Raw genomic sequence first — 23,991 nt, forward strand, 5'->3', positions numbered from 1 at the left:
AAGAGACAGACAAGAAAGGGCGGGCTGACATGGCCGACAAGCAGAAGCTCGAAGATGCCGCAGTAATCCAGCTGCAGAAGCGGATGGCGGAGAAGTACGAGGGCATCCGTAAGCGCGTCCACGGACTCCAGGGCGTCATCGACGGCCTCGAGGGCCAGTGGCAGGGAATCGGTCGTGCCGCGTTCGACAAGAAGCAGTACGAGATCAACGAGTCGCTGAAGAACATCGGCGACATCCTCGGTGACGTCATTGAGGCGATGACCACGACGCGCAACATCAAGGACAGCAAGGAAGACGAGGTGCGCGCGTCCGTCAACAAGATCGACGTCCAGGACGGCGCTCCCACGGTTCAGTCCTCCTCCCTCAGCTCCTACTGAGGCTCGGCCTCCTCGAGAGGCGGGCGGCACACAGAGCTTTTGCCGGGCAGCCGGCGCACACAACAGGCACACATCGGCGAGACGAGGTAAACGGTCATGGCCAACAACGCTGAGGGACTGTCAGTAACTTACGACGGTCTCGACGTCGCGGCGACGAAGATCGGCAACGAGGCGAGCCAGCTCGAGCAGGACCTGCAGGAGCTGCGCAAGATGGTCGTCAGCAGCATGCAGTACTGGGAGGGCCAGGCGCAGACCACCTTCCACGAGAAGCTGCACCGCTGGGACAAGGAGGCGAACGACATCCACCAGGCGCTGACCGGGATCGGCCATGTCGTCGCCCAGTCCGGCGGTACGTACATGGAAGGCGACAAGAAGGCCTCCAGCTACTTCCAGTAGGTCGAGGCTCGCAAGAAGCAACTCCAGGGTGGGCGCGCGCGGGAGGCGCCCACCCTGTTGTCGGCCCATGGCCGGGCGCCGAGGACGGCAGTGCTCTTCCCGTGTGGACAAGGACAGGGGATTCACGTGCACGCGACGGGCGCTCGCACCGGCGAAGCGCACTCTGGTGCGCCCGCCTCGCGCCGGATCGGCCCGTACGTCCTCCTCACCTCCCTGGACGATCCGCACACCCGGATCCCGGTGCCGGAGCGGCGCTACATTGCGCGCAGCGACGACGGCGCGCACACGGTCCTGCTCGGCACACCTCTTCCCGGCGCCGATCACGAGGCCTTCCTGACCGAGGCCGACACCTCGCGTTACCTGCTGGGACAGTTCATGGCGCCGGCCGCCGCCTGCTCCGCCCCAGGGGAAGGCGCGTGGCACACGCGTCCGTACCTGCCCGCGCTGCCGCTGCCCACCGCTCTGGCCGTGCACGGGGGCCCGCTTCCCGAGCGGACCGTCCGTGCCCTCGGAGCAGCCCTGGCCGAAGCCCTGATCGTGGTCCACGGGCAGGGACTCGCCTACGCCGGCGTCTCACCGGCGGCCGTGCTCCTCGCCGCCGACGGGCCGCGCCTCACCTGCTTCGGTGCCGTACGGGCCGCGGCGCCCGAGGGCGCCGCACGTTCCGGTCTGCCGGGTCTGGAACCCGGCAGCCTGCCGCCCGAGCAGGCGGCCGGCGGTCTGCCGCGTCCGCTGGGCGATGTGTACGCACTGGGCGCGACATTGGCGTACGCGGCCACCGGCTACACCGCCCCCGAAAGCGACGAGTTGCCGCCAGCGTTGCGTACGACCATCGGCCGCTGTCTGTCCCGAGACGCCGGAGCACGCCCTCAACTCGCCGAGCTGCTGCAAGCGTTCGCGCCCTCCCCAAGTGATGCCGGTCAGACGACCGGGACCGCCGCGCTGCTCGGTCCTGGCTGGCTGCCGAGCCGGGTGATCGCGGCCATCGCCCACCAGTCGGCCGCCGTGCTCGCCGCCGACATCTCGCGCGCCACCGTGCCCGCCTCCCGCCAGGACTGACGATCACCCGTATGGCTACTCCGCTCACGTACGACGACCCGCACGCCTTCGGGCCGTACCGCCCGGTGGCCCGCCTGGGCAGTGGCGGCATGGGGACCGTCTACCTGGCGCGCTCCGGCGGCGGACGGGCCGTCGCCGTCAAGACGATGCACGCGTCCATCGCCTCGGACCCCAGTGCCCGCACCCGGTTCCGTCTGGAGGCCGACGCCGCCCGCGTCATCGGCGGGCGGCACGGCGCACAGGTCGTGGACGCGGACACCCAGGCCGAGACACCCTGGATCGCCACCGAATACGTGCTCGGTCCGCCTCTCGACGAGGCGGTCCAGGCGGCCGGCCCGCTTCCCGAGCCGACCGTACGCGCCCTCGGCGCCGCCCTGTGCGGGGCACTCGGGCAGCTCCACGGCTCCGACGTGGTACATCGCGACCTCAAGCCGTCCAACATCCTCGTCACGGCGTACGGACCCAAGGTCATCGACTTCGGAATCGCTCGCGCCGCCGGCGACGACCGTCTCACCAGGGTCGGTGCCGCGGTGGGCACACCGGCCTTCATGTCGCCGGAACAGGCCGGCGGTGAGGAACACACCGCGGCCGGTGATGTGTTCGCGCTCGCGGGGCTGCTCGTGTTCGCCGCCACCGGACGCGCCCCGTTCGGCCAGGGGCAGACCGCGGAGCTGCTCTACCGGGTCCGCTACGGCGAACCGGATCTCAGCGGCATTCCCGCCGCCCTGCTGTCCGTTCTCGGTCCGTGCCTGGACAAGAATCCGTTCCGGCGGCCGACCACCGCGGAACTGGCCGCGCGACTGCACGACGGTTCCGGAGAGTTCGCCGATCACCTGCCGGACCAGGTACTCCACGACATCGCCCGGCGGGCCACCGAGGTCTGGCAGATCACCCCCCAGCGGCTGCCCGCACCGTCCGCGGAGCACGCCCAGCCGGCGTCCGCACCGGCCAAGCCGATGCCACGTCGACGGCTGCTGCTGGCCGGAGGGGGAGCCGCGTTCGTCACGGCGGCCGCCGCGACGGGGGCCTGGGCCTGGAACCGAAGTGCCGGGCCGGGGCCGAAGCCGCCCGTGGCCGGTCCCAGCAACAGCGTGTTGCCGTGGAAGAAGCTCGACTCCGTGTGGCAGATCCAGGTCGCCGATCCGCCGTACGGCACCGAGCCGCCCGCACAGCCACTCGCGGTGGACGACATGGTCGCGGTGGTGGCCGGCAAGGGGCTGGGCGGAATCGACGCCGGCTCCGGGTCCGTGCGGTGGGCGTCGGACCAGATGGAGATCCACTGGCAGGTGGCGACCGACGGCGAGCGGCTCGTACGGATGCTGACTCCGGAGGGTTCCGAGAACAACGCGGGGAAGCCCGGTGGGTTTCCGCTCTCCTTCGCCACCGTCGACCTCGCCACCGGGATCGCGGACGACCGCTTCGCCCGGTTCACCGATTTCAACGGTGTCATCAGTCAGAACCAGGTGCTGTGCGCGGCCGACGGGATCGTGTACGCGGCCGCGGGCCAGGGGAAGTTCGACGAGTACTTCCTCGCGTCGCAGTCCTGGTCGGTCTTCACCGTCGACATCGGCACGGGGAAGAGGCTGTGGACCCAGCCGCTGCCGTCACGCCCCGACCACACCGACCGCCTGCATTTCCTCACCGCCCGAGTCGTCGGCCGCCAACTGGTGGCACTGCAGGAGACGAACGACGGCAAGGTGCGCATCGTCGTGCGCGACGCCCGCACGGGGCGCACGCGCTGGGAGAGGCCGCTCGTCGGTGTCGCGCCCAGTCGCGTGCGCTTGCCGCTGGCGACGGATGCCGGAAACCTCTACGTGGGCAGCGGCCGGTTGCGGGCTCTGCGGCTGAGCGACGGGTCTCAGGTGTGGGACTCCGGGACCGCGCGTCCGGGGCGTGCGTACGGTCCGCCGGCGGTCAAGGGCGGAGTGGTCTACGCCGTCGAGAAGGGCCGCGGACTCGTCGCCCTCGACTCCGGCACCGGACGTGTCCTGTGGGCGGAGAAGGGCGACGGGGGAGCCGAGGCCGATGTGTCGGCCGCGCCGGTGATCGGCACCGACTACGCCTACAGCAAGCGCGCCTCGGCGCTCTGGGCCGTCGATCTCTCCTCGCACACGGCGACAGCGTCCTACAAGACCACCGGCGACCGGTTCATCGCCCACGAGAAGGCCAAGACGACCATCGCGCTGGGCGGCAAGTTCCTCGCGGCCTTCCCTCTCAAGTGAGCGGCCGCCCCGCGATGACGAAAGACGAAGGCAGTCAGCGATGAAGACCCTGGGTGTCGGTGATCCGCTCCGCCTCGGGCCGTACCGGCTCCTCGGTGTACTGGGCGAGGGCGGCATGGGCAAGGTGTACGTCGGCACGGACGGCACGGGAGAGGTCGCCGCGATCAAGGTGCTCCGGCCCGAACTCGCGCACGACCAGAATCTCGCCCGGCGCTTCGTCCGCGAGGCCCTCGCGGCGCAGGCCGTGCGGAGCCCGGGCGTGGCGGCGGTGCTGGGCGCGCAGACCGAGGGCGGCCGGCCCTGGATCGCCACCGAGTTCCTGGCCGGACCGACCCTGGACCAGGCGGTCGACGGCCACGGGCCGCTCGACGAAGCCGCCGTACGCGCCCTGGCCGCATCCGTCGCGCGGACTCTCGGGGACGTTCACGCGGCCGGTTTCATCCACCGCGATCTCAAACCGCAGAACATCGTGCTGACGTCGAGCGGGCCACGGGTGATCGACTTCGGCATCGCCCGTCCCGAACACGGCCTGACCCTGACCACGACCGGCCAGATCCCGGTCACACCGGGATACGGTGCACCCGAGCAGGTGCTGGGGCGCCGGGTGACCCCGGCGGCCGACGTCTTCTCGCTGGGCGCCGTGCTCGTCTACGCGGCCACCGGCCGGCGCGCCTTCGACGGAGCCCATGTGGCCGCCGTCCAGTACGAGGTCGTCCACGGCGAGGCACGTTGCGACGGCCTGCCCGCGCAGTTGCACTCGCTCATCGCCCCCTGTCTGGCGAAGGACGCAGCCGCACGGCCCGGTCCCGCTCAGATCAGCGCGGCGTTCGCCCCTTCCGGGAACGGCGGCCGGGTCTGGCGGCGCGGCCCGGTGGCCGACGAGATCAAGGAACGGGAGCGCCAGGTCAGGCAGCTCACCGCGGCACCCGCAACGGGCACGCCGACGACCGTGACGAGACGACGCCTGCTCACCGGGTTCGCGGCCGGCGGCACGGTGCTCGCCGCTGGTGGCGGAACGACCGGGTGGTGGCTGCTCCGGCGGAACCACGCGGACCGGAAGGCGGACCCGTTCACGATCCCGCCCGCCGCTCGGACCCCCGAGGCCCGTCTGCTGCTCGCGGACGACGGCGACTACATCATCGACGGCTCCCCGAAAGCGCTGTGGCATGCCGACGTGGGCGCGGACTCCGACTCCCGCGCCCCGCTGCCCGTCAGGGACGTCGTCGTGATCGGCGTCTACGGTGGCGTCGGAGCCTTCAACGTGGTCGACGGCAAGGAACGCTGGCATGTGAACGACGTGCTGCCTGGCCACTACCTCTCGCTCTCCGACCGGCTGCTGGCGGTCCTGGGCGCCGACGGCATCCTGCGGACGTTCGTTCCCTCCACGGGTGAGGCCAAGTGGACCGCGCACGCGGACGCGGCGGCGCTCCTCGCCGCGGACGACGAGGCCGTCTACGTCATGACGAAGGACCACCGGCTGCGCAGTGTGGGCCGCTCCGACGCCAGAATCCGATGGACGGCACGGATTCCGGCCCCCTACCGCGGAAAGATCACAGTCAAGGCGGCGGTGGACAGCGGACGCCTGGTGCTGACGACGACCGAAGGCGACGTACTCGCCGTGACCACGCGCGACGGCCGGAAGGCGTGGGAACGCCCCGACCAGGCGGAGAAGATGCCGGTCGAACCCGTGGCGCGGAACGGAGTCGTCTACCTCAACGGCCGGACGCTGACCGCGCGGAACATCGCCGACGGCTCGGAGATCTGGTCGAAGACCACTCACGACATGTACAGCGCCCCCGCGGAGTGGGGACCGGCGACGGTGCACGCGGACTCCGTGTACGCGGTCGGCGGGATGTTCCCCGAACGCCGAGGCGCCGGCGACGGCAGCAAGACGTGGACCTCAAAGAGCATGGGCAGCAGCGACGGTCCCGTCCTGGTCCAGGGCACCGGCGTGTGGACGATCGACCACTCCTACAAGACCACGGTGAACGCCGTGTACGAGGCGAACGGATACCAGGGGTGGAGCTACGAACTGCCCGAAGCCGAGCACCATGGACTCGCCGTCGACGGCAACAGGGCCTTCATCAGGAACGGCAGCTCACTTCACGCCTTGCCGGTCTTCTGAGGGACGCGGTCGGGCCTGTCCTGCTCAAGCACCCTGCCCCGCGCACCCCTTGGACGCGGCGACCGCGCCGGCCAGGTCGGTGATGGCCTTCTCCATGGCCGCCTTGCCGGCGTCGACGTCCTCCGCCCGGAGATCTTCTTGGTGACCTGCATGTGGTTGGAGATGTGGGCGCACGCGTCCAGCAGGGAGTTGAGCTGCTGGTCCCACTTGTTCGACACGTGCTGCAGCCCCGAGCCGAGGGCGTAGCCCTGCGTCGTCAGATCGCCCGCCGCCGAGTCCACGCTGGTGTTCGACAGCCGCGCCCGGTTCCAGAGCTGGGTGTAGAGGGTGTGGGCCTGACTGCCGATCTTCGCCAGGTCGTGCTGGGTGACCTTGAGGTCACCGGTCTGGCTGGGCGTCGCGACGGGGCCGCCTCCGGGATCGGCCGGCAGCTGGTTGAGCCGCATGTGCGTGGCGTCACCCTGCTGGCGCGTCACCGCCTCCGTCTTGAGCTGCTCCCACTCGTCCCATGCCATGGGTGGTCCATCCTCGCGTACCGCGTGTCCGGTGATCGTCGTCCACTCCGGACAGTCCAGTTCCGGTCAACGTAGCAACACGTCCGAACGGAGCCCAGCATCCGTCCCAAGTACGTGCACAGTCTCCGCCGGAGTCCTCCCGCGGCTCTCCACGGGAGGGCTCCGAGAGCCGCCGGGGCTCAGTCCACCTCGTCCGTGACCTGCCCCACCTGCACCATCGGCTTCCCCCGCTTCCGCGACACGAAGACGCCCCGGCCCGCCGGCATCGGGCGGGGCCGGACGCCGCCCAGCAGGTCGCCCTCGGCCGGGTCGCCCGCGAGGACGACGCCCTGGGCGCCGAGTTCCTTGATGCGCTGCATGAAGGACTCGTAGCCGGCGCGGCCCGCGCCCGCCGTGGAGCGGGCGATGATGAAGCGGACGCCGACGTCGCGGGCGAACGGGAGCAGTTCCGTCAGGCCCGCCAGCGGGTTGCCGCTCGACGTGGACACGAGGTCGTAGTCGTCGATGACGACGTACACCGTGGGGCCCCGCCACCAGCTGCGGTTGCGCAGCTGCTCCGGGGTCACGTCGGCCGTCGGGGTGCGGCGCTGCATCAGGTCGGCCAGGGCGTCCATGTGGTGCTGCATCTGGTTCGACATCGGGATGTACTCCGCCAGGTGGGACGGCGGGGTCACGCCGAGCAGCGAGCGGCGGTTGTCGACGACGAAGAGCTTGCAGGTGTTGCCGTCGTAGCGCTCGGTGAGCCGCTTGATCAGCAGCTTCAGCAGGTTCGACTTGCCGGACTCGCTCTCGCCGAACACCAGGAAGAACGGGTCCTGCTCGAAGTCCACGAACACCGGCTCGAGGTTGTCCTCGTCGAGCGCGAAGGAGATGCCGCGCTGCGGGAAACGGTCGCCCGGCGGAAGCTGCGCCGCCGGGAACTCGCGGGGGAGCAGCCGCACTTCCGGCGCGCCCGGCTCCTGCCAGTGCCGGGTGACCTCGGCCGCGAGGGCGCTCGTCGCCTCCGCGAGGTCGGTGTCCGAGGACAGGCCGTCGATCCGCGGGACCGCCGCCATGAAGTGCTGCTTCTGCGGGGTCTGGCCGCGTCCCGGCACACCGGTGGGGACGTTGGCCGCGACCTTGCGATCGAACTCGGAGTCCATCGGGTCGCCGAGCCGCAGCTCGAGGCGGTTCATCAGGTGGTCCTTGAGGTTCGCTCGGACCTCCATCGAGCGCGAGGCGGTGAGGATGAGGTGGATGCCGTAGCCCAGACCGCGCGCGGCGATGTCCAGGACCAGCGGCTCCAGCGCCTCGTAGTCGGTGCGGAAGTTGCCCCAGCCGTCGATGACCAGGAAGACGTCGCCCCAGGGCTGGTCGGTCACCGAGATGTCACCGCGCGCGCGGCGGGAGCGGAACTCCGCGATGGAGGAGATCCCCGAGGAGCGGAAGTACTCCTCGCGGCGGGTCATGACGCCGTACACCTCGGCCGCGGTACGCCGGACCTTCTCGGGGTCCAGGCGGGAGGCGACGCCGCCCACGTGCGGCAGGCCGGCCACCGCGGCCATGCCGCCGCCGCCGAAGTCCAGGCCGTAGATCTGGACTTCCTGGGGGGTGTGGGTCAGTGCGAACGAGGCGATGATCGAGCGCAGCAGCGTCGACTTGCCGGACTGCGGACCGCCGACGATCTGCATGTGGCCGGCCGCGCCGCCGAAGTCCGTCCACAGCGGGTCGCGCCGCTGCTCGTACGGCTTGTCGACGAGGCCGACGGGGATGACGAGCCGGCCCGCGCCCTCGTAGCCCGGCTGGGTCATGCCGCGGCCGGGCACCGGGGCGAGCCCGGGGAGCAGCGCGTCCAGCGACGGCGGGCTGTCCAGCGGGGGCAGCCACACCTGGTGGGCGCCCGGGCCCTGTGCCTCGAGACGCCGCACGATCACGTCGAGCACGGTGTCGGCGAGCGCGTCGTCCTGCTGCTTCTCGGGCGTCTCCTGGCGCTGCTGCGGGACCGGCGCGTACTGCACCGGGACCTCGGCCGCCGTGAACAGCACCGGCCTGCGGTCGACGGGCAGCGGGCCGCCGAGCGCCGCGGCCTGCTGGGAACTGGTGCGGTACACACCGGAGACGTAGGCCGCCTTGAAGCGGACCATCTCGTCGGTGCCGAACTTCAGGAAGCCGGAGCCCGGCACGTTCGGCAGTTCGTAGGCGTCCGGGACGCCCAGTGCCGCGCGCGACTCGGCCGCGGAGAACGTGCGCAGACCGATGCGGTACGACAGATAGGTTTCCAGGCCGCGCAGCCGGCCCTCCTCCAGGCGCTGGGAGGCGAGCAGCAGGTGCACGCCCAGCGAACGGCCGATGCGGCCGATCTGCACGAACATCTCGATGAAGTCCGGCTTCGCGGTGAGTAGTTCGCTGAACTCGTCGATCACCAGGACGAGGGACGGGATCGGCTGCAGCGGGGCGCCCGCCGCGCGTGCCTTCTCGTAGTCGTGGATGTTCGCGTAGTTGCCCGCGTCGCGGAGCATCTCCTGGCGGCGGTTGAGCTCGCCGCGGATCGAGTCGCCCATGCGGTCGACGAGGGTCAGGTCGTCCGCGAGGTTGGTGATCACGGCCGCCACGTGCGGGAGCTGGGCCATGCCGGCGAACGTGGCGCCGCCCTTGAAGTCGGCGAGGACGAAGTTCAGCGTCTCCGAGGAGTGGGTCACGGCGAGGCCGAGCACCAGCGTGCGCAGCAGCTCCGACTTGCCTGAACCGGTCGCGCCGACGCACAGGCCGTGCGGGCCCATGCCCTCCTGCGCCGCCTCCTTCAGGTCGAGCATCACGGGCCGGCCGTCCTCGCCGAGGCCGATCGGCACGCGCAGCCGCTCCGACTGCGAGCGCGGCCGCCAGGTCCGCTTGGGATCCACCGAGGCGGCGTCGCCGAGGTTCAGCAGATCGGTGAACTCGAGGTTGGCGAGCAGCGGTTCGTCGTCGTCCCCGCCCGAACCCATCCGCAGCGGCGCCAGTTGACGCGCCAGTGCCTCGGCGGCCTCGTACGACAGGACGTCCGGCGTCCCCTCGTAGACCATGCCGTGCGCCGACTCCAGGCTCAGCTCCCCGGGGTGCACGACGACCGAGAGGTCGCCGCGGCCGGTGGTGAGGTCGCCGGGGACGACCTCCAGGACCGTCACGCCCTGCAGGCCCTCGGGGCTGGCCAGCAGCGACGTGGGCGGCAGCGAGACGCCGTCGAGCACGACCACCACGTGCGGCTGCTCGGCGACCGGCGGCGCGGCGGGGTGGAAGCGGGGGCGGCCCTGGAGCCGGGTGGCGAGCCGGTCCTCCAGCTCCACCGGGCTGGTGGTGATCAGGCGCATGCTGCCGGCGCCGTCGGCGAGGCCCGGGGCCTGCGCGTGCGGCAGCCACTTGGCCCACTCCCACTCGGGCGCCGACTCCCGGCCGGTGACGACCGCGATGACCAGGTCCTCGGGGGAGTGCAGGGAGGCGAGGGAGCCGGCGACGGCACGGGCGGTGCCGCGCACGGTGCCCGGCTCGCCGCTGATCGTCACGTGGTAGAAGGCCCGCAGCGACACCGCCATCGGCAGGTCGTCCAGCGCGCTGTGGGTGGCCAGGAAGCGCTGCATGGCACCCGCGGTCAGCGGCTCCAGTTCGTCCACCGGGGCGGTCTGCGGCGGGATCAGGGGAGTTGCCAGCGCCTGCGCGCCGAGGCCCACCCGGACCTGCCCGAAGTCCTCGTCGCCGGTGCGACGTTCCCACACCCGGCTGCCCTCGGCGACCAGCGCCCACAGTTGCTCGGGTGAAGGGTGCAGGTAGAACTGGGCGTCGCGCTGCGCCTTCGCGGTGCCCATGGCCTCACGCCGGGTCTGCGACAGGTAACGGAGGTAGTCGCGGCGCATGTCGGCCATCTGCCCCTGGCTGCCGCGCCGGTAGCGCACCAGCATCGAGATGCCCATGCCGATCGTCGACGCCACCATCACCAGGCCCATGATCTTCATGAACGGCTGGGCCTGGGGGTTGAAGAAGAACACCACGGACCCGCCCATGCCGAGCATGGGCAGGAGCTGCATCAGCGCGCCCTCCTGCTGGCCGCGCGGGAGTTCCGGCGGCGACTGCAGTACGACCTCGTCCGTGGGCACTTCCTTCGGCAGTGCCCGTGGCGGGCGCTTGACGACGATGTGGCTCACTACGCACCAATTCCCTTGCCGGACCGAGATTTTTCGTCCGCCGCCCCGTGTCAGGCGAACGTCGACCGCGAAGCGCGATCCTACTGACAACCACGGACAACGGCGGGCGGTAGGGTGCCGGGTGAGACGCGTGAGCAGTTGCGAATCGTTCCGGGAAAACCCGGGCAATACGCAACGGTTCGAAGCGAGCGCCACCCCGCGAACCCCGGTTGCGACCCCGCGGTCGGCCGACGGAACGGAAGGCGCGGCACAACCTACACAGGATCTTTACGGGCGGAAGGGTGCGCGGCGGCACCGCGGGCCCGCCCCACCGACGAGGGGGAACAGCAGGTGAGCATGACGGCCTCCGCGCCGGCCGGCGCGACCGGCGGACCGGGCACCGGAGCCCCTTCCGGGGCGGGCATGGGATTCGGCTTCTGCCGGGTCACCATCGTGGCGCCCGACAGCCGTATCGACGTGGCACTGCCCGACGACGTACCGGTCGCCGACCTGTACCCGGAGATCCTGCGCCTCTCCCAGCAGAGCCCCGCCGAGGGCGCCCCGGTCGGCTACCACCTCGTACGGCGTGACGGCACCGTCCTCGACGGCGCCCGCTCCTTCACCGCCCAGCGCATCCTCGACGGCGAACTGCTCACCCTGCGCCCGTTCGCCGAGTCGCTGCCGCCCGCCGTCCTCGACGACGTCTCCGAGGCCGTGGCCTCCGCCGTCACCCGCGACCGCACCCTGTGGAGCGGCGACCTCACCCGTGCCGCCGGCCTGGTCGCGGCCGGCATCCTGCCCGCACTCCTGGCGTTCGTGGCCTGGAGCTCGCAGATCCGGCACGACATGAACAGCCTCCAGGGCATCGTCGCGGGCGTCACCGGACTCCTGCTCGTCAGCATCGCGTGCGTACGCGCGCGGGTGTACGACGACCGCGGCTCCGCGGTCGCGCTCGGGCTCGGGGCGCTGCCCAACGTGGGCGTGGCGGGCTCGGGGCTGCTGCCGCTCGCCGGCGGCGAGGGCATCGGGCGGCTGCAGTTCCTGCTCGCCTGTGCGGCGGTCCTCGTCGCGTCCGTGGTGCTCACCCTGGTGTCGCCGGGCGGCGACGGACCCTTCGTGGCGTTCGTCTTCGCCTCCGCCGTCGGCCTGATCACCACCTTCATCGCGATCCTCACCGAGCTGAGGCCCATCGAGACGGCCGCGATCTGCGCCCCGCTGTCCGTCGTGGCGCTGGCCTTCCTGCCGGGTCTCTCCATGCGCTTCGCGCGGCTGCCCATCGGCTTCGAGCCGCCCAACCCGTCCCGCGGCGGCTACGGCGGCGGCGAGCCCGCCCCGCAGGAGCCCGTGGACGCCGAGCGGGTGGCGGCCCAGGCCCGCCGCGGCCACGAACTCCTCGTCGGCCTCGTCGGCGGCTGCGCCCTCGTCGCGGTCGGCGCGTCGATCGTCCTCGGCTTCTCCAGCAACACCTGGGCGCAGCTCCTGGCCCTCGCGACCGGCCTGGCGATGCTGATGCGGGCCCACCTGTTCCGCTACACCCAGCAGGTCGGCGCCACCCTGGCCGCGGGCCTCGCCGCGATCGTCTTCCTCGGCCTCGGACTCGCCCTGAACCCGCCGCGCGACTACGTGATCGACGCCTTCCAGGGCGACACCACCGCCCTCGACATCCGCAGCGTCTGGCTCGCCGCGGCGGTCGGCGCGGCCATCGCCCTGGTCACCACGATCGCCCTGATCACCCCGCGGCGCGGCGTCACCCCCTTCTGGGGACGCTTCCTGGAGATCGCCGAGAGCTTCGTGCTGCTCACCCTGATCCCGCTGGCGCTGGCCGTCTTCGACGTCTACGCGCAGGCCCGGGCGATGACCAGCTAGACGGCCGGACCGGGGCGGGCTGCCCCACGGCGCCGAAAAGGGCGGCACGCGCGCGTGCCGCCCTTCGCCGTCGCCCGCTCAGTCCGTCGTCGCGAGCCCGCCGTCGTGCGGCATCGGCTTCAGGTCGAACTCGCCGTCACGGGCGCCCAGCACGAAGGCCCGCCACTCGGCCTCCGTGTACCGCAGCACCGTGCCCGGATCGAGGGAGGAGCGCATCGCCACCGCCCCCGCCGGCAGGTACGCGATCTCGACCCGCTCCTCGTCCTCCTCGGTGCCCGGCGCGCAGTGCCACTCGGCGTCCGAGATGTCGAGCGCGTAGAGCTCGTCCCGCTCCCGCTCCTTGCGTGCCTTCATCTCCGCTTGCGACTCCGCCATCCCGAAGCGACCCCTTCCCGACGTACGTAGGCTCAGCACGCTCACCCTAGTGGCGGCCGCCTCCCGCTCCGGGGCGTTCCGGAACCCCGGACAAGGGGCCGCCGGCCGCCTGGTACCCTGGTCGACGGCCGTTTGTGTACGCACCCCCGGAGCACCCGCAGGCATCCCCTGCCGCCCTGGAGGCCGCGCCCAGCGGATCCCCGCCTCCCGAGTCGTGGAAGCTCCCCCGAGAAGTGGACCGGGGGCACTCGATGGCACATACAGACTAAGAGGAGTACGCGTGTCGCTCGACGCCGCTACGAAGAAGCAGATCATCACCGAGTTCGGTACCAAGGAGGGCGACACCGGCTCCCCCGAGGTCCAGGTCGCCATGCTCTCGCGTCGCATCTCCGACCTGACGGAGCACCTCAAGACCCACAAGCACGACCACCACTCCCGCCGTGGTCTGCTGATCCTGGTCGGTCAGCGCCGTCGCCTCCTGCAGTACCTGGCGAAGAAGGACATCCAGCGTTTCCGTACGCTGGTCGACCGTCTGGGCATCCGCCGCGGTGCGGCGGGCGCGAAGTAAGACGCCGTGAAGGGAGCGGTTCCCGATAGGACTCGGGGGCCGCTCCCTTTGCCGTACGTGCGGAACGTGCGCGGTGTCACGCCCGCTTTGTAGTGTGGTAGCACAACGCAGTACGCACGACACGGAACACGTACGGCAGAACCCGTACGACACAGAACGAGGAGGAGCGCGCCTCGCCGCCGCCGGTCCTCGGTAGTGGCCCCCGGGGGGAAGTGAGCCCCGGGTGCTTCGATCGAAGACCGGCCCGCACCAGACGGAGCGCTTCTCCACAAACGTCCCCCTGCCACACGGGCGGCGAGGGACGAAGACGAGGAGAAAACGCTAGTGGAGAACGAGACCCACTACGCCGAGGCCGTCATCGACAACGGCGCCTTCGGCACCCGCACCATCCGCTTCGAGACGGGCCGCCTGGCCAAGCAGGCCGCCGGCTCCGCCGTCGCGTACCTGGACGACGACACCATGGTGCTGTCGGCCACCAGCGCTTCCAAGAAGCCCAAGGACCAGCTCGACTTCTTCCCCCTGACGGTGGACGTCGAGGAGCGCATGTACGCCGCCGGCAAGATCCCCGGCAGCTTCTTCCGCCGCGAGGGCCGTCCCTCCGAGGACGCCGTCCTCACCTGCCGTCTCATCGACCGTCCGCTGCGTCCGTCCTTCAAGAAGGGCCTTCGCAACGAGATCCAGGTCGTCGCCACCATCATGGCGCTCAACCCCGACCACCTGTACGACGTCGTGGCGATCAACGCCGCCTCCGCGTCCACCCAGCTGGCCGGCCTGCCCTTCTCCGGCCCGGTGGGCGGCGTCCGCGTCGCGCTGATCAACGGCCAGTGGGTCGCGTTCCCGACGCACACCGAGCTCGAGGACGCCGTCTTCGACATGGTCGTCGCCGGTCGCGTCCTGGAGGACGGCGACGTCGCGATCATGATGGTCGAGGCCGAGGCCACCGACAAGACCATCCAGCTGGTCCAGGGCGGCGCCGAGGCGCCGACCGAGGAGGTCGTGGCCGCCGGTCTCGAGGCCGCCAAGCCCTTCATCAAGGTGCTGTGCAAGGCGCAGTCGGACCTCGCCGCGAAGGCCGCCAAGCCGACCGCCGAGTTCCCGATCTTCCTGGACTACGAGGACGACGTCCTCGAGGCCCTGACCGCCGCGGTCAAGAGCGAGCTCGCCCAGGCGCTCACCATCGCCGGCAAGCAGGACCGCGAGGCCGAGCTGGACCGCGTCAAGGACATCGCCGCCGAGAAGCTGCTCCCGCAGTTCGAGGGCCGCGAGAAGGAGATCTCCGCCGCGTACCGCGCGCTGACCAAGAAGCTGGTCCGCGAGCGCGTCATCAAGGACAAGGTCCGCATCGACGGCCGTGGCGTCACGGACATCCGTACGCTGGCCGCCGAGGTCGAGGCCATCCCGCGCGTGCACGGCTCGGCGCTGTTCGAGCGTGGCGAGACCCAGATCCTGGGCGTCACCACCCTGAACATGCTCCGCATGGAGCAGCAGCTGGACACCCTCTCCCCGGTGACCCGCAAGCGCTACATGCACAACTACAACTTCCCGCCGTACTCCGTCGGTGAGACGGGCCGCGTCGGCTCCCCGAAGCGCCGCGAGATCGGCCACGGCGCGCTCGCCGAGCGCGCGATCGTGCCGGTCCTGCCGACCCGCGAGGAGTTCCCCTACGCGATCCGTCAGGTGTCCGAGGCCCTCGGCTCCAACGGCTCGACGTCCATGGGCTCGGTCTGCGCCTCCACCATGTCGCTGCTGAACGCCGGTGTGCCGCTCAAGGCCCCCGTCGCCGGTATCGCCATGGGCCTGATCTCCCAGGAGATCGACGGCCAGACGCACTACGTCGCCCTCACCGACATCCTCGGTGCGGAGGACGCCTTCGGCGACATGGACTTCAAGGTCGCCGGCACCAAGGAGTTCGTGACCGCCCTTCAGCTCGACACCAAGCTGGACGGCATCCCCGCCTCCGTCCTGGCCGCGGCCCTCAAGCAGGCCCGCGACGCCCGCCTCCACATCCTCGACGTGATGATGGAAGCGATCGACACGCCGGACGAGATGTCCCCGAACGCCCCGCGGATCATCACCGTCAAGATCCCTGTGGACAAGATCGGTGAGGTCATCGGCCCCAAGGGCAAGATGATCAACCAGATCCAGGAGGACACCGGCGCCGAGATCACGATCGAGGACGACGGCACCATCTACATCGGTGCCGCCGACGGCCCGGCCGCCGAGGCCGCCCGCGCCACGATCAACGGCATCGCCAACCCGACCATGCCGGAGGTCGGCGAGCGCTACCTGGGCACCGTCGTGAAGACGACGACCTTCGGTGCGTTCGTGTCGCTGCTCCCGGGCAAGGACGGTCTGCTGCACATCTCGCAGATCCGCAAGCTCGCCGGCGGCAAGCGCGTGGAGAACGTCGAGGACGTCCTCGGTGTGGGCCAGAAGGTCCAGGTCGAGATCGCCGAGATCGACTCCCGCGGCAAGCTGTCCCTCGTTCCGGTGATCGAGGGCGAAGAAGGCGACGAGACGAAGAAGGACGACGCCGACCAGTGACGTCCCGTGGCTCCAAGGCGACGGCCCGCACCTCCTCGGAGGCGCGGGCCGTCGCCCGTACCCAAACCCTCATCAAGGGCACCGGCGGCATCGGCACCGTCCGCAAGACCACCCTCCCCGGCGGTCTGCGCATCGTCACCGAGACCCTGCCCTCCGTGCGCTCGGCCACCTTCGGCATCTGGGCGCACGTCGGCTCCCGCGACGAGACCCCGTCGCTGAACGGCGCCACGCACTACCTGGAGCACCTGCTCTTCAAGGGCACCGCCAAGCGCAGCGCGCTGGACATCTCCGCCGCCCTCGACGCGGTCGGCGGCGAGATGAACGCGTTCACGGCCAAGGAGTACACGTGCTACTACGCGCGCGTGCTCGACACCGACCTGCCGCTCGCCATCGACGTCGTCTGCGACATGCTGACCGGCTCGCTGATCCTCGAGGACGACGTCAACGTCGAGCGCGGCGCCATCCTCGAAGAGATCGCGATGACCGAGGACGACCCGGGCGACTGTGTGCACGACCTGTTCGCGCACACCATGTTCGGCGACAACGCCCTCGGCCGCCCGGTACTCGGCACCGTCGACACGGTCAACGCCCTCACCGCCGACCGCATCCGCCGCTTCTACAAGAAGCACTACGACCCGACCCACCTCGTGGTCGCCTGCGCGGGCAACATCGACCACAACAAGGTCGTACGCCAGGTCCGTGCCGCCTTCGAGAAGGCGGACGCCTTCAAGGACCTCGGCGCCCAGCCCATCGCCCCGCGCGACGGCCGCCGCGCGATCCGCACGACCGGCAAGGTGGAACTGCTCAGTCGCAAGACCGAGCAGGCGCACGTCGTCCTCGGCATGCCCGGCCTCGCCCGCGCCGACGACCGCCGCTGGGCCATGGGCGTGCTCAACACCGCCCTCGGCGGCGGCATGTCCTCCCGCCTCTTCCAGGAGGTCCGGGAGAAGCGCGGCCTCGCCTACAGCGTGTACTCGTACACCTCGGGCTTCGCCGACTGCGGCCTGTTCGGCGTCTACGCCGGCTGCCGGCCCAGCCAGGTGCACGACGTGCTGAGGATCTGCCGGGACGAGCTCGACCAGGTCGCCCAGAACGGCCTCTCCGACGACGAGATCGGCAGGGCCATCGGCCAGCTCCAGGGCTCCACCGTCCTGGGCCTGGAGGACACCGGCGCGCTGATGAACCGGATCGGCAAGAGTGAGCTGTGCTGGGGCGAGCAGATGTCCGTCGACGACATGCTGGCGAAGATAGCCGCGGTCACCCCGGACGAGGTCCGGTCGGTCGCCCGGGACATCCTGGGCCAACGCCCGTCGCTGTCGGTCATCGGCCCGCTGAAGGACAAGCAGGCCGCACGGCTGCACGACGCCGTCGCCTAATCACCTCCGGTAAGGAAGCAACAGATGAGCAAGCTGCGCGTGGCGGTACTCGGCGCCAAGGGCCGGATCGGGTCCGAGGCGGTACGGGCGGTCGAGGCCGCCGAGGACATGGAGCTGGTCGCCGCCCTGGGCCGGGGCGACAAGCTGGAGACCCTCGCGGAGACCGGCGCCCAGGTCGCCGTCGAACTCACCACCCCCGCCTCCGTCATGGGCAACCTCGACTTCTGCGTGCGCCACGGCATCCACGCGGTCGTCGGTACGACGGGCTGGACCGAGGACCGCCTCGCGCAGCTGACGGGCTGGCTCGGCCAGTCCCCGCAGACCGGTGTGCTCATCGCGCCGAACTTCTCCATCGGCGCCGTGCTCACCATGAAGTTCGCGCAGATCGCCGCCCCGTACTTCGAGTCGGTCGAGGTCGTCGAGCTGCACCACCCGAACAAGGTCGACGCCCCCTCCGGAACCGCCACCCGCACGGCCCAGCTCATCGCCGAGGCCCGCCGCCGCGCCGGTTCGGCCCCGGCGCCGGACGCCACCGTGACCGCCCTGGACGGCGCCCGCGGGGCCGACGTGGACGGCGTCCCCGTGCACGCCGTCCGGCTGCGCGGCCTGCTGGCCCACCAGGAGGTGCTGCTCGGCGCCGAGGGCGAGACCCTCACCATCCGCCACGACTCCCTGCACCACAGCAGCTTCATGCCGGGCATCCTGCTCGGCGTCCGCCGCGTGGTGTCGACTCCGGGCCTCACCTTCGGCCTGGAACACTTCCTCGACCTGAGCTGAGCCGGAACACGTCATGCGCGCGAAGATCACCTATCTCGTCACGGCCGCCGTCCTCGTCTTCTACTTCGTCCTGGTCGGCAGCCGCGGCGTGATGCTCATCCAGACCGGCACGCTCCTGACCGTCACCTTCGGTGTGGCGGTGCTGATCCTGCCGGTCATCGGCCTGTGGTTCCTGTGGAAGAACACCCAGTTCGTCCGCCGGGCCAACGTGCTCGCCGCCGAACTCGAGGCCGAGGGCGGCCTCCCCGTCGACGAGCTGAAGCGCACCCCGAGCGGCCGCATCGACCGGGACTCCGCGGACGAGGTGTTCGCCCGGCGCAAGGCCGAGACGGAGGCGGCCCCGGACGACTGGCGCAGCTGGTTCCGGCTGGCCGTGGCCTACCACGACGCACGCGACACCCCGCGCGCCCGCAAGGCGATGCAGCGGGCCATCGCGCTCCACGACGGCAGACCCGTCCACGTCTGAGCCGGCCCGGGCAGTCCGGTCCGGCCGGTCCAGGCCGGTACGAGGAACGGGAACGAGAAAGGGGCCGGACCGCGGTGCACGCGGTCCGGCCCCTTCGTCATGGCCCCGAGGGCGGTCAGCCGCGCCCGTACTCCGCGGCCCACGCCTCCACCGTGTCCGCGGCCCGGTCGAAGGCCGCGGGCCGGTGCAGGAAGTCGAGGGAGTGCGTGGACAGCAGCGGCGGCGTGTCCTCGGCGGCCCGGTCCTTGCGCACCAGCGTCAGCGCCTGCCCCTGCACGGTGCGCGGCAGCCCCAGCCAGCGCACCGGCTGCTGAGCCGTCCGTACGGCGATCACCCGCTGCCAGGGGACCGTGCGCGTCACCAGGAAGCCCACCTGGCGCAGCCCGCGCGCGCTCACCCACACGCCCATGCGCAGCACGCGCAGCGCCGAGACGATGACGGCCAGCGCCAGCGTGAGGACCAGGCCCGCCGCGGACACCGAGTCGGTCAGGGCGATGAGGACCGCGCCGAACAGCACGAACGAGGAGAGCAGCAGCCCCAGGGCGGCGCCGCCCACCCGCCAGGGCCCGGGCCGGTAGGGCCGCCGCCAGCGGTCCTGGTCGTCGTAGGGCAGCGGGCTCTCGGAAGCCGATTCGAAGGAGCGGTCGGCCGTCAGGAAGGGCAGGGGCACGGCTGGTCCTCACTCGATCCTCGCTGGGGCTGTGCCCGGTGAGGCTATCCGGCCGGGTTCCCGCCCACCACCCTTGGGCGGCCGGAAGGGTCAGTGCCCCTGTGAGTGCCCCTGCGAGGCCTGCGACTGCTGGGCCGGCGTGCTCGACGGAGTGGACAGCGCCGGCATCCCGAGGACCAGGGCCCCGACGAGTCCGGCGACGAGGGTCAGGCCGAGCAGCCAGCGCCCGGCCAGCTCGCCGAGGGAGGCCGGCTCACGGGTCGGGGGAGCGACATTGCTGCGGAACCTGTCCGCATCTGCCACGAAGGCGAAGGGAACGGGCTCGTCGGGGGCACCTCCCGGCGGCGGCTGGGGGTGGAACATCGCCGGTTCAGCTCCTCTCGGGATCGAACGGTCAGGCCTCACCGGTACAGACGCGCGAGTGACACAAAAGGTGCCCATGTCCGAAAAAATGCGTGGCAAGGTCACTGTCCGGGACTGTCAGGGGTGCCCCGTACAGTGGGCGCGAACCTCAAGAAGTGATGGAAGGACCCCCGTGACCACCCCCGAGTCGCTCACTTTCCGCAGCGATGTCAGCGTCGAGCTGGTCAAGTCCAGCGCGTCGGACGCCGACGTCCTCTTCGCCGCCCGCGTCTCCACCGTCGGCGAGCAGTCGCTGGACGAGCTGAAGAAGGACCCCGAGCGCTCCAAGGGCCTGATCAACTACCTGATGCGGGACCGGCACGGCAGCCCGTTCGAGCACAACTCGATGACCTTCTTCATCAGCGCCCCGATCTTCGTCTTCCGCGAGTTCATGCGGCACCGGGTCGGCTGGTCCTACAACGAGGAGTCGGGTCGCTACCGGGAGCTCCAGCCGGTCTTCTATGTCCCCGGCGCGGACCGCAAGCTGGTCCAGGAGGGCCGTCCCGGCAAGTACGTCTTCGTCGAGGGCACCCAGGCCCAGCAGGAAGCCGTGCGCAGCACCCTCGAGGAGTCCTACGAGCAGGCGTACGCGGCCTACCGGAAGCTCCTCGCCGAGGGCGTCGCCCGCGAGGTGGCCCGCGCCGCCCTCCCGGTCGGCCTGTTCTCCTCGATGTACGCCACCTGCAACGCCCGCTCGCTGATGCACTTCCTCGGTCTGCGCACCCAGCACGAGCTGGCCAAGGTGCCCTCCTTCCCGCAGCGGGAGATCGAGATGGTTGGCGAGCGGATGGAGGCGGAGTGGGCCAAGCTCATGCCGCTGACCTATGCCGCCTTCAACGCGAACGGACGTGTGGCTCCGTAACGAAGCCCTGTTCTCCCACGCGGAACGGATGTACGGATCAGCCGGGCGAAGTGTCCGTATTGCGGCATTCCGAGAAGTTCATCTAGCCTGATCGAACGGACCCGGCACTGCTTGAACCCCCGAGCAGGCAGTGCCGGGCTCCATATTTGTCCTGACTTACCCGGCCCCCCAAGGGCAGACCACGCCTGGAGCACCGAGTAGCGTGTTACCCATGGCTCCGACCTCGACTCCGCAGACCCCCTTCGGGCGGGTCCTCACCGCCATGGTCACGCCCTTCACGGCGGACGGCGCACTCGACCTCGACGGCGCGCAGCGGCTCGCCGCCCACCTGGTGGACGCAGGCAACGACGGCCTGATCATCAACGGCACCACCGGCGAGTCCCCCACCACCAGTGACGCGGAGAAATCGGACCTTGTACGAGCCGTGGTCGAGGCGGTCGGCGACCGCGCCCACGTCGTGGCCGGGGTCGGCACCAACGACACCCGCCACAGCATCGAGCTGGCCCGCGAGGCGGAGCACGCCGGCGCGCACGGCCTGCTGGTCGTGACGCCGTACTACAACAAGCCCCCTCAGGAGGGGCTGTACCGGCACTTCACGACCGTCGCGGACGCCACCGGCCTGCCGGTCATGCTCTACGACATCCCCGGCCGCAGCGGGGTCCCGATCAACACCGAGACCCTGGTCCGCCTGGCCGAGCACCCGCGGATCGTTGCCAACAAGGACGCCAAGGGCGACCTCGGCCGCGCGAGCTGGGCCGTCGCGCAGTCCGGCCTCGCCTGGTACTCCGGCGACGACATGCTGAACCTGCCGCTGCTCTCCGTGGGCGCGGTCGGCTTCGTCTCCGTCGTCGGCCACGTCGTCACCCCCGACCTGCGCGCCCTCGTCGACGCGTACAGCTCGGGCGACGTCGTGAAGGCCACGGAGATCCACCAGAAGCTGCTGCCCGTGTACACCGGGATGTTCCGCACCCAGGGCGTCATGACCGCCAAGGCCGCACTCGCCCTCCAGGGGCTGCCCGCAGGTCCCCTGCGCGCACCCATGGTCGAGTGCTCGCCGGAGGAGATCGCCCAGCTCAAGATCGATCTTGCCGCCGGCGGGGTACAGCTCTGACAACAGACTTGGCACCACCCGAGCTTCACAACTGAATCGACAACCGAACAGCGGGCCACCGGTGCCCGCACCCCACAACGACAACTGCTTCTGCACGAACGTCATGCGCGCCACGTGCCCCACCGGTACGTGGCGCTCGTGGTGAGGAGAGTCTTTTGAGTCATCCGCATCCTGAACTCGGACCGCCCCCGTCGCTCCCCGAGGGCGGCCTGCGTGTCACCCCGCTCGGCGGTCTCGGCGAGATCGGCCGGAACATGACGGTCTTCGAGTACGGCGGCCGCCTGCTGATCGTCGACTGCGGAGTGCTCTTCCCCGAGGAGGAGCAGCCCGGAATCGACCTGATCCTTCCGGACTTCACGTCCATCCGGGACCGCCTCGACGACATCGAGGGCATCGTGCTCACCCACGGGCACGAGGACCACATCGGCGGCGTCCCCTTCCTGCTCCGCGAGAAGCCGGACATCCCGCTGATCGGCTCCAAGCTGACCCTCGCCCTCATCGAGGCCAAGCTCCAGGAGCACCGGATCCGCCCGTACACCCTCGAGGTGGCGGAGGGGAACCGCGAGCGCATCGGCCCCTTCGACTGCGAGTTCGTCGCGGTCAACCACTCCATCCCGGACGCGCTGGCGGTCGCCATCCGCACCCCGGCCGGCATGGCCGTGCACACCGGCGACTTCAAGATGGACCAGCTCCCGCTGGACAACCGCCTCACGGACCTGCACGCGTTCGCCCGCCTCAGCGAGGAGGGCATCGACCTCCTGCTCGCCGACTCGACGAACGCCGAGGTGCCGGGCTTCGTCCCGCCCGAGCGCGACATCTCCAACGTCCTGCGACAGGTCTTCGCCGGCGCCCGCAAGCGGATCATCGTGGCGAGCTTCGCCAGCCACGTCCACCGCATTCAGCAGATCCTGGACGCGGCCCACGAGTACGGCCGCCGGGTCGCCTTCGTCGGCCGCTCGATGGTCCGCAACATGGGCATCGCCCGCGACCTCGGTTACCTCAAGGTGCCGCCGGGCCTGGTCGTGGACGTCAAGACCCTCGACGACCTCCCGGACCACGAGGTGGTCCTGGTCTGCACGGGCTCCCAGGGCGAGCCGATGGCCGCCCTCTCCCGGATGGCCAACCGCGACCACCAGATCCGGATCGTCCCCGGCGACACGGTGATCCTCGCGTCGTCCCTCATCCCGGGCAACGAGAACGCGGTCTACCGCGTCATCAACGGCCTGACCCGCTGGGGCGCCAACGTCGTGCACAAGGGCAACGCCAAGGTGCACGTCTCGGGCCACGCGTCCGCGGGCGAGCTGCTGTACTTCTACAACATCTGCCGCCCGAAGAACCTGATGCCGGTGCACGGCGAATGGCGTCACCTGCGCGCCAACGCCGAGCTGGGCGCGCTGACCGGTGTCCCGCACGACCGGATCGTCATCGCCGAGGACGGCGTGGTCGTCGACCTGGTCGAGGGCAAGGCAACGATCGCCGGCAAGGTGCAGGCCGGGTACGTCTACGTCGACGGCCTCTCCGTCGGCGACGTGGGCGAGCCGGCCCTGAAGGACCGCAAGATCCTCGGCGACGAGGGCATCATCTCGGTCTTCGTGGTGGTGGACTCGTCCACCGGCAAGATCACGGGCGGACCGCACATCCACGCCCGCGGTTCCGGTATCGAGGACTCGGCCTTCACCGGCGTCATCCCGAAGATCAACGAGGCGCTGGAGCGCTCGGCCCAGGACGGCGTCGTGGAGCCGCACCAGCTGCAGCAACTGATCCGGCGCACACTGGGCAAGTGGGTCTCGGACACCTATCGCCGCAGGCCGATGATCCTCCCGGTGGTCGTGGAGGTCTGACACGCCGGCTGCGTGAACTGGGAGCGGGGCGCCTCGATTTGCATCGGGCCGCCCCGCTCCAGTACGTTTACGGCTCCGCCCGAGGGGAACCCCCAGAGCTTCACACTCTGGACCACGGTTGCCACGGATCGGGTGGGAAATCCGGCTCAGAACTTCTGATAAAGTCGGAACCGCCGGAAAGGGAAACGCGAGAGCGGGAACCTGGAAAGCGCCGAGGAAATCGGGTCGAGAAAAGATCTGATAGAGTCGGAAACGCAAGAACGAAGGGAAGCGCCCGGAGGAAAGCCCGAGAGGGTGAGTACAAAG

19 protein-coding genes are annotated in these 23,991 nt (G+C 70.5%); 14 read left to right on the top strand and 5 right to left on the bottom strand.

Features of this window, described 5'->3' with window-relative positions:
• Window positions 1–29 precede the first annotated feature (29 nt).
• The 5 genes from ACZ7JA_RS30485 to ACZ7JA_RS30505 all read left to right on the top strand — a co-directional run bounded on the left by ACZ7JA_RS30485 (window position 30) and on the right by ACZ7JA_RS30505 (window position 6,179).
• Window positions 30–377 (top strand): WXG100 family type VII secretion target, encoded by a 348-nt coding sequence (locus tag ACZ7JA_RS30485; RefSeq protein WP_351664199.1) that lies wholly within the window; start codon window positions 30–32, stop codon window positions 375–377.
• A gap of 96 nt (window positions 378–473) precedes the next feature.
• Entirely contained in the window at window positions 474–773 is a 300-nt protein-coding gene (locus tag ACZ7JA_RS30490) for a WXG100 family type VII secretion target (RefSeq protein WP_143640176.1), read from the top strand.
• A gap of 126 nt (window positions 774–899) precedes the next feature.
• Window positions 900–1,832, top strand: coding sequence for a protein kinase family protein (locus ACZ7JA_RS30495; RefSeq protein WP_470811552.1), 933 nt, complete (start codon window positions 900–902; stop codon window positions 1,830–1,832).
• A gap of 11 nt (window positions 1,833–1,843) precedes the next feature.
• Window positions 1,844–4,054 (top strand): protein kinase domain-containing protein, encoded by a 2,211-nt coding sequence (locus tag ACZ7JA_RS30500; protein WP_470811554.1) that lies wholly within the window; start codon window positions 1,844–1,846, stop codon window positions 4,052–4,054.
• 40 nt (window positions 4,055–4,094) lie between these two features.
• Window positions 4,095–6,179 carry a protein kinase domain-containing protein gene (locus ACZ7JA_RS30505; protein ID WP_470811556.1) on the top strand — a complete coding sequence of 695 codons (2,085 nt, stop codon included), beginning with the start codon at window positions 4,095–4,097 and terminating at the stop codon, window positions 6,177–6,179.
• Here the strand turns inward: ACZ7JA_RS30505 and ACZ7JA_RS30510 are convergent.
• Together ACZ7JA_RS30510 and eccCa are read right to left on the bottom strand one after the other, a co-directional pair.
• Window positions 6,158–6,694, bottom strand: coding sequence for a hypothetical protein (locus tag ACZ7JA_RS30510; RefSeq protein ID WP_470811558.1), 537 nt, complete (start codon window positions 6,692–6,694; stop codon window positions 6,158–6,160). The genes ACZ7JA_RS30505 and ACZ7JA_RS30510 overlap by 22 nt on opposite strands.
• Window positions 6,695–6,873: 179 nt before the next feature.
• Window positions 6,874–10,848: a type VII secretion protein EccCa gene (gene eccCa, locus ACZ7JA_RS30515; RefSeq protein WP_351664194.1), complete on the bottom strand. Its 3,975-nt coding sequence runs from the start codon at window positions 10,846–10,848 to the stop codon at window positions 6,874–6,876.
• A gap of 336 nt (window positions 10,849–11,184) precedes the next feature.
• Between eccCa and eccD the strand changes: the two genes are divergently transcribed.
• Window positions 11,185–12,693, top strand: coding sequence for a type VII secretion integral membrane protein EccD (gene eccD / locus ACZ7JA_RS30520; protein WP_470811580.1), 1,509 nt, complete (start codon window positions 11,185–11,187; stop codon window positions 12,691–12,693).
• 78 nt (window positions 12,694–12,771) lie between these two features.
• Here the strand turns inward: eccD and ACZ7JA_RS30525 are convergent, their stop codons facing one another.
• Window positions 12,772–13,068 (bottom strand): DUF397 domain-containing protein, encoded by a 297-nt coding sequence (locus tag ACZ7JA_RS30525; protein ID WP_351664193.1) that lies wholly within the window; start codon window positions 13,066–13,068, stop codon window positions 12,772–12,774.
• 280 nt (window positions 13,069–13,348) lie between these two features.
• Between ACZ7JA_RS30525 and rpsO the strand changes: the two genes are divergently transcribed.
• From rpsO to ACZ7JA_RS30550, 5 genes are all read left to right on the top strand, one after another.
• Window positions 13,349–13,636, top strand: coding sequence for a 30S ribosomal protein S15 (rpsO, locus tag ACZ7JA_RS30530; protein ID WP_020138875.1), 288 nt, complete (start codon window positions 13,349–13,351; stop codon window positions 13,634–13,636).
• Between the two features lie 324 nt (window positions 13,637–13,960).
• Entirely contained in the window at window positions 13,961–16,180 is a 2,220-nt protein-coding gene (locus tag ACZ7JA_RS30535; protein ID WP_351664192.1) for a polyribonucleotide nucleotidyltransferase, read from the top strand.
• Window positions 16,177–17,556: a M16 family metallopeptidase gene (locus ACZ7JA_RS30540; RefSeq protein WP_389304828.1), complete on the top strand. Its 1,380-nt coding sequence runs from the start codon at window positions 16,177–16,179 to the stop codon at window positions 17,554–17,556. Before ACZ7JA_RS30535 ends, ACZ7JA_RS30540 begins: the two co-directional genes overlap by 4 nt.
• Before the next feature lie 24 nt (window positions 17,557–17,580).
• Window positions 17,581–18,333, top strand: coding sequence for a 4-hydroxy-tetrahydrodipicolinate reductase (dapB, locus tag ACZ7JA_RS30545; protein WP_389304827.1), 753 nt, complete (start codon window positions 17,581–17,583; stop codon window positions 18,331–18,333).
• 13 nt (window positions 18,334–18,346) lie between these two features.
• Entirely contained in the window at window positions 18,347–18,799 is a 453-nt protein-coding gene (locus ACZ7JA_RS30550) for a tetratricopeptide repeat protein (RefSeq protein WP_351664189.1), read from the top strand.
• 115 nt (window positions 18,800–18,914) lie between these two features.
• Here ACZ7JA_RS30550 and ACZ7JA_RS30555 read toward each other — a convergent pair whose 3' ends face one another.
• Together ACZ7JA_RS30555 and ACZ7JA_RS30560 are read right to left on the bottom strand one after the other, a co-directional pair.
• Entirely contained in the window at window positions 18,915–19,469 is a 555-nt protein-coding gene (locus tag ACZ7JA_RS30555; RefSeq protein WP_470811564.1) for a hypothetical protein, read from the bottom strand.
• 90 nt (window positions 19,470–19,559) lie between these two features.
• Window positions 19,560–19,832: a hypothetical protein gene (locus ACZ7JA_RS30560; protein ID WP_470811566.1), complete on the bottom strand. Its 273-nt coding sequence runs from the start codon at window positions 19,830–19,832 to the stop codon at window positions 19,560–19,562.
• Between the two features lie 172 nt (window positions 19,833–20,004).
• On the opposite strand from ACZ7JA_RS30560, the gene thyX reads away from it, so the two are divergent.
• The 3 genes from thyX to ACZ7JA_RS30575 all read left to right on the top strand — a co-directional run bounded on the left by thyX (window position 20,005) and on the right by ACZ7JA_RS30575 (window position 23,685).
• Window positions 20,005–20,733, top strand: coding sequence for an FAD-dependent thymidylate synthase (gene thyX, locus ACZ7JA_RS30565; RefSeq protein WP_389304824.1), 729 nt, complete (start codon window positions 20,005–20,007; stop codon window positions 20,731–20,733).
• Window positions 20,734–20,944: 211 nt separating this feature from the next.
• Window positions 20,945–21,844, top strand: coding sequence for a 4-hydroxy-tetrahydrodipicolinate synthase (gene dapA, locus ACZ7JA_RS30570; protein ID WP_351664185.1), 900 nt, complete (start codon window positions 20,945–20,947; stop codon window positions 21,842–21,844).
• Between the two features lie 155 nt (window positions 21,845–21,999).
• The gene (locus ACZ7JA_RS30575; protein WP_351664184.1) at window positions 22,000–23,685 is read left to right on the top strand and encodes a ribonuclease J; all 1,686 of its coding nucleotides are present in this window, start codon (window positions 22,000–22,002) and stop codon (window positions 23,683–23,685) included.
• The last annotated feature ends 306 nt before the right edge of the window (window positions 23,686–23,991 follow it).

The sequence above is a fragment of the Streptomyces sp. NPDC038135 genome (genome assembly GCF_055601245.1).

Bases quoted from the DNA above. Each gene is read 5' to 3' on its own strand.
- ACZ7JA_RS30485 (WP_351664199.1), top strand. From the start codon at position 30: ATGGCCGACAAGCAGAAGCTCGAAGATGCCGCAGTAATCCAGCTGCAG.
- ACZ7JA_RS30490 (WP_143640176.1), top strand. From the start codon at position 474: ATGGCCAACAACGCTGAGGGACTGTCAGTAACTTACGACGGTCTCGAC.
- ACZ7JA_RS30500 (WP_470811554.1), top strand. From the start codon at position 1,844: ATGGCTACTCCGCTCACGTACGACGACCCGCACGCCTTCGGGCCGTAC.
- ACZ7JA_RS30505 (WP_470811556.1), top strand. From the start codon at position 4,095: ATGAAGACCCTGGGTGTCGGTGATCCGCTCCGCCTCGGGCCGTACCGG.
- ACZ7JA_RS30510 (WP_470811558.1), bottom strand. From the start codon at position 6,694: ATGGCATGGGACGAGTGGGAGCAGCTCAAGACGGAGGCGGTGACGCGC.
- eccD (WP_470811580.1), top strand. From the start codon at position 11,185: ATGACGGCCTCCGCGCCGGCCGGCGCGACCGGCGGACCGGGCACCGGA.
- ACZ7JA_RS30525 (WP_351664193.1), bottom strand. From the start codon at position 13,068: ATGGCGGAGTCGCAAGCGGAGATGAAGGCACGCAAGGAGCGGGAGCGG.
- dapB (WP_389304827.1), top strand. From the start codon at position 17,581: ATGAGCAAGCTGCGCGTGGCGGTACTCGGCGCCAAGGGCCGGATCGGG.
- ACZ7JA_RS30550 (WP_351664189.1), top strand. From the start codon at position 18,347: ATGCGCGCGAAGATCACCTATCTCGTCACGGCCGCCGTCCTCGTCTTC.
- ACZ7JA_RS30560 (WP_470811566.1), bottom strand. From the start codon at position 19,832: ATGTTCCACCCCCAGCCGCCGCCGGGAGGTGCCCCCGACGAGCCCGTT.
- dapA (WP_351664185.1), top strand. From the start codon at position 20,945: ATGGCTCCGACCTCGACTCCGCAGACCCCCTTCGGGCGGGTCCTCACC.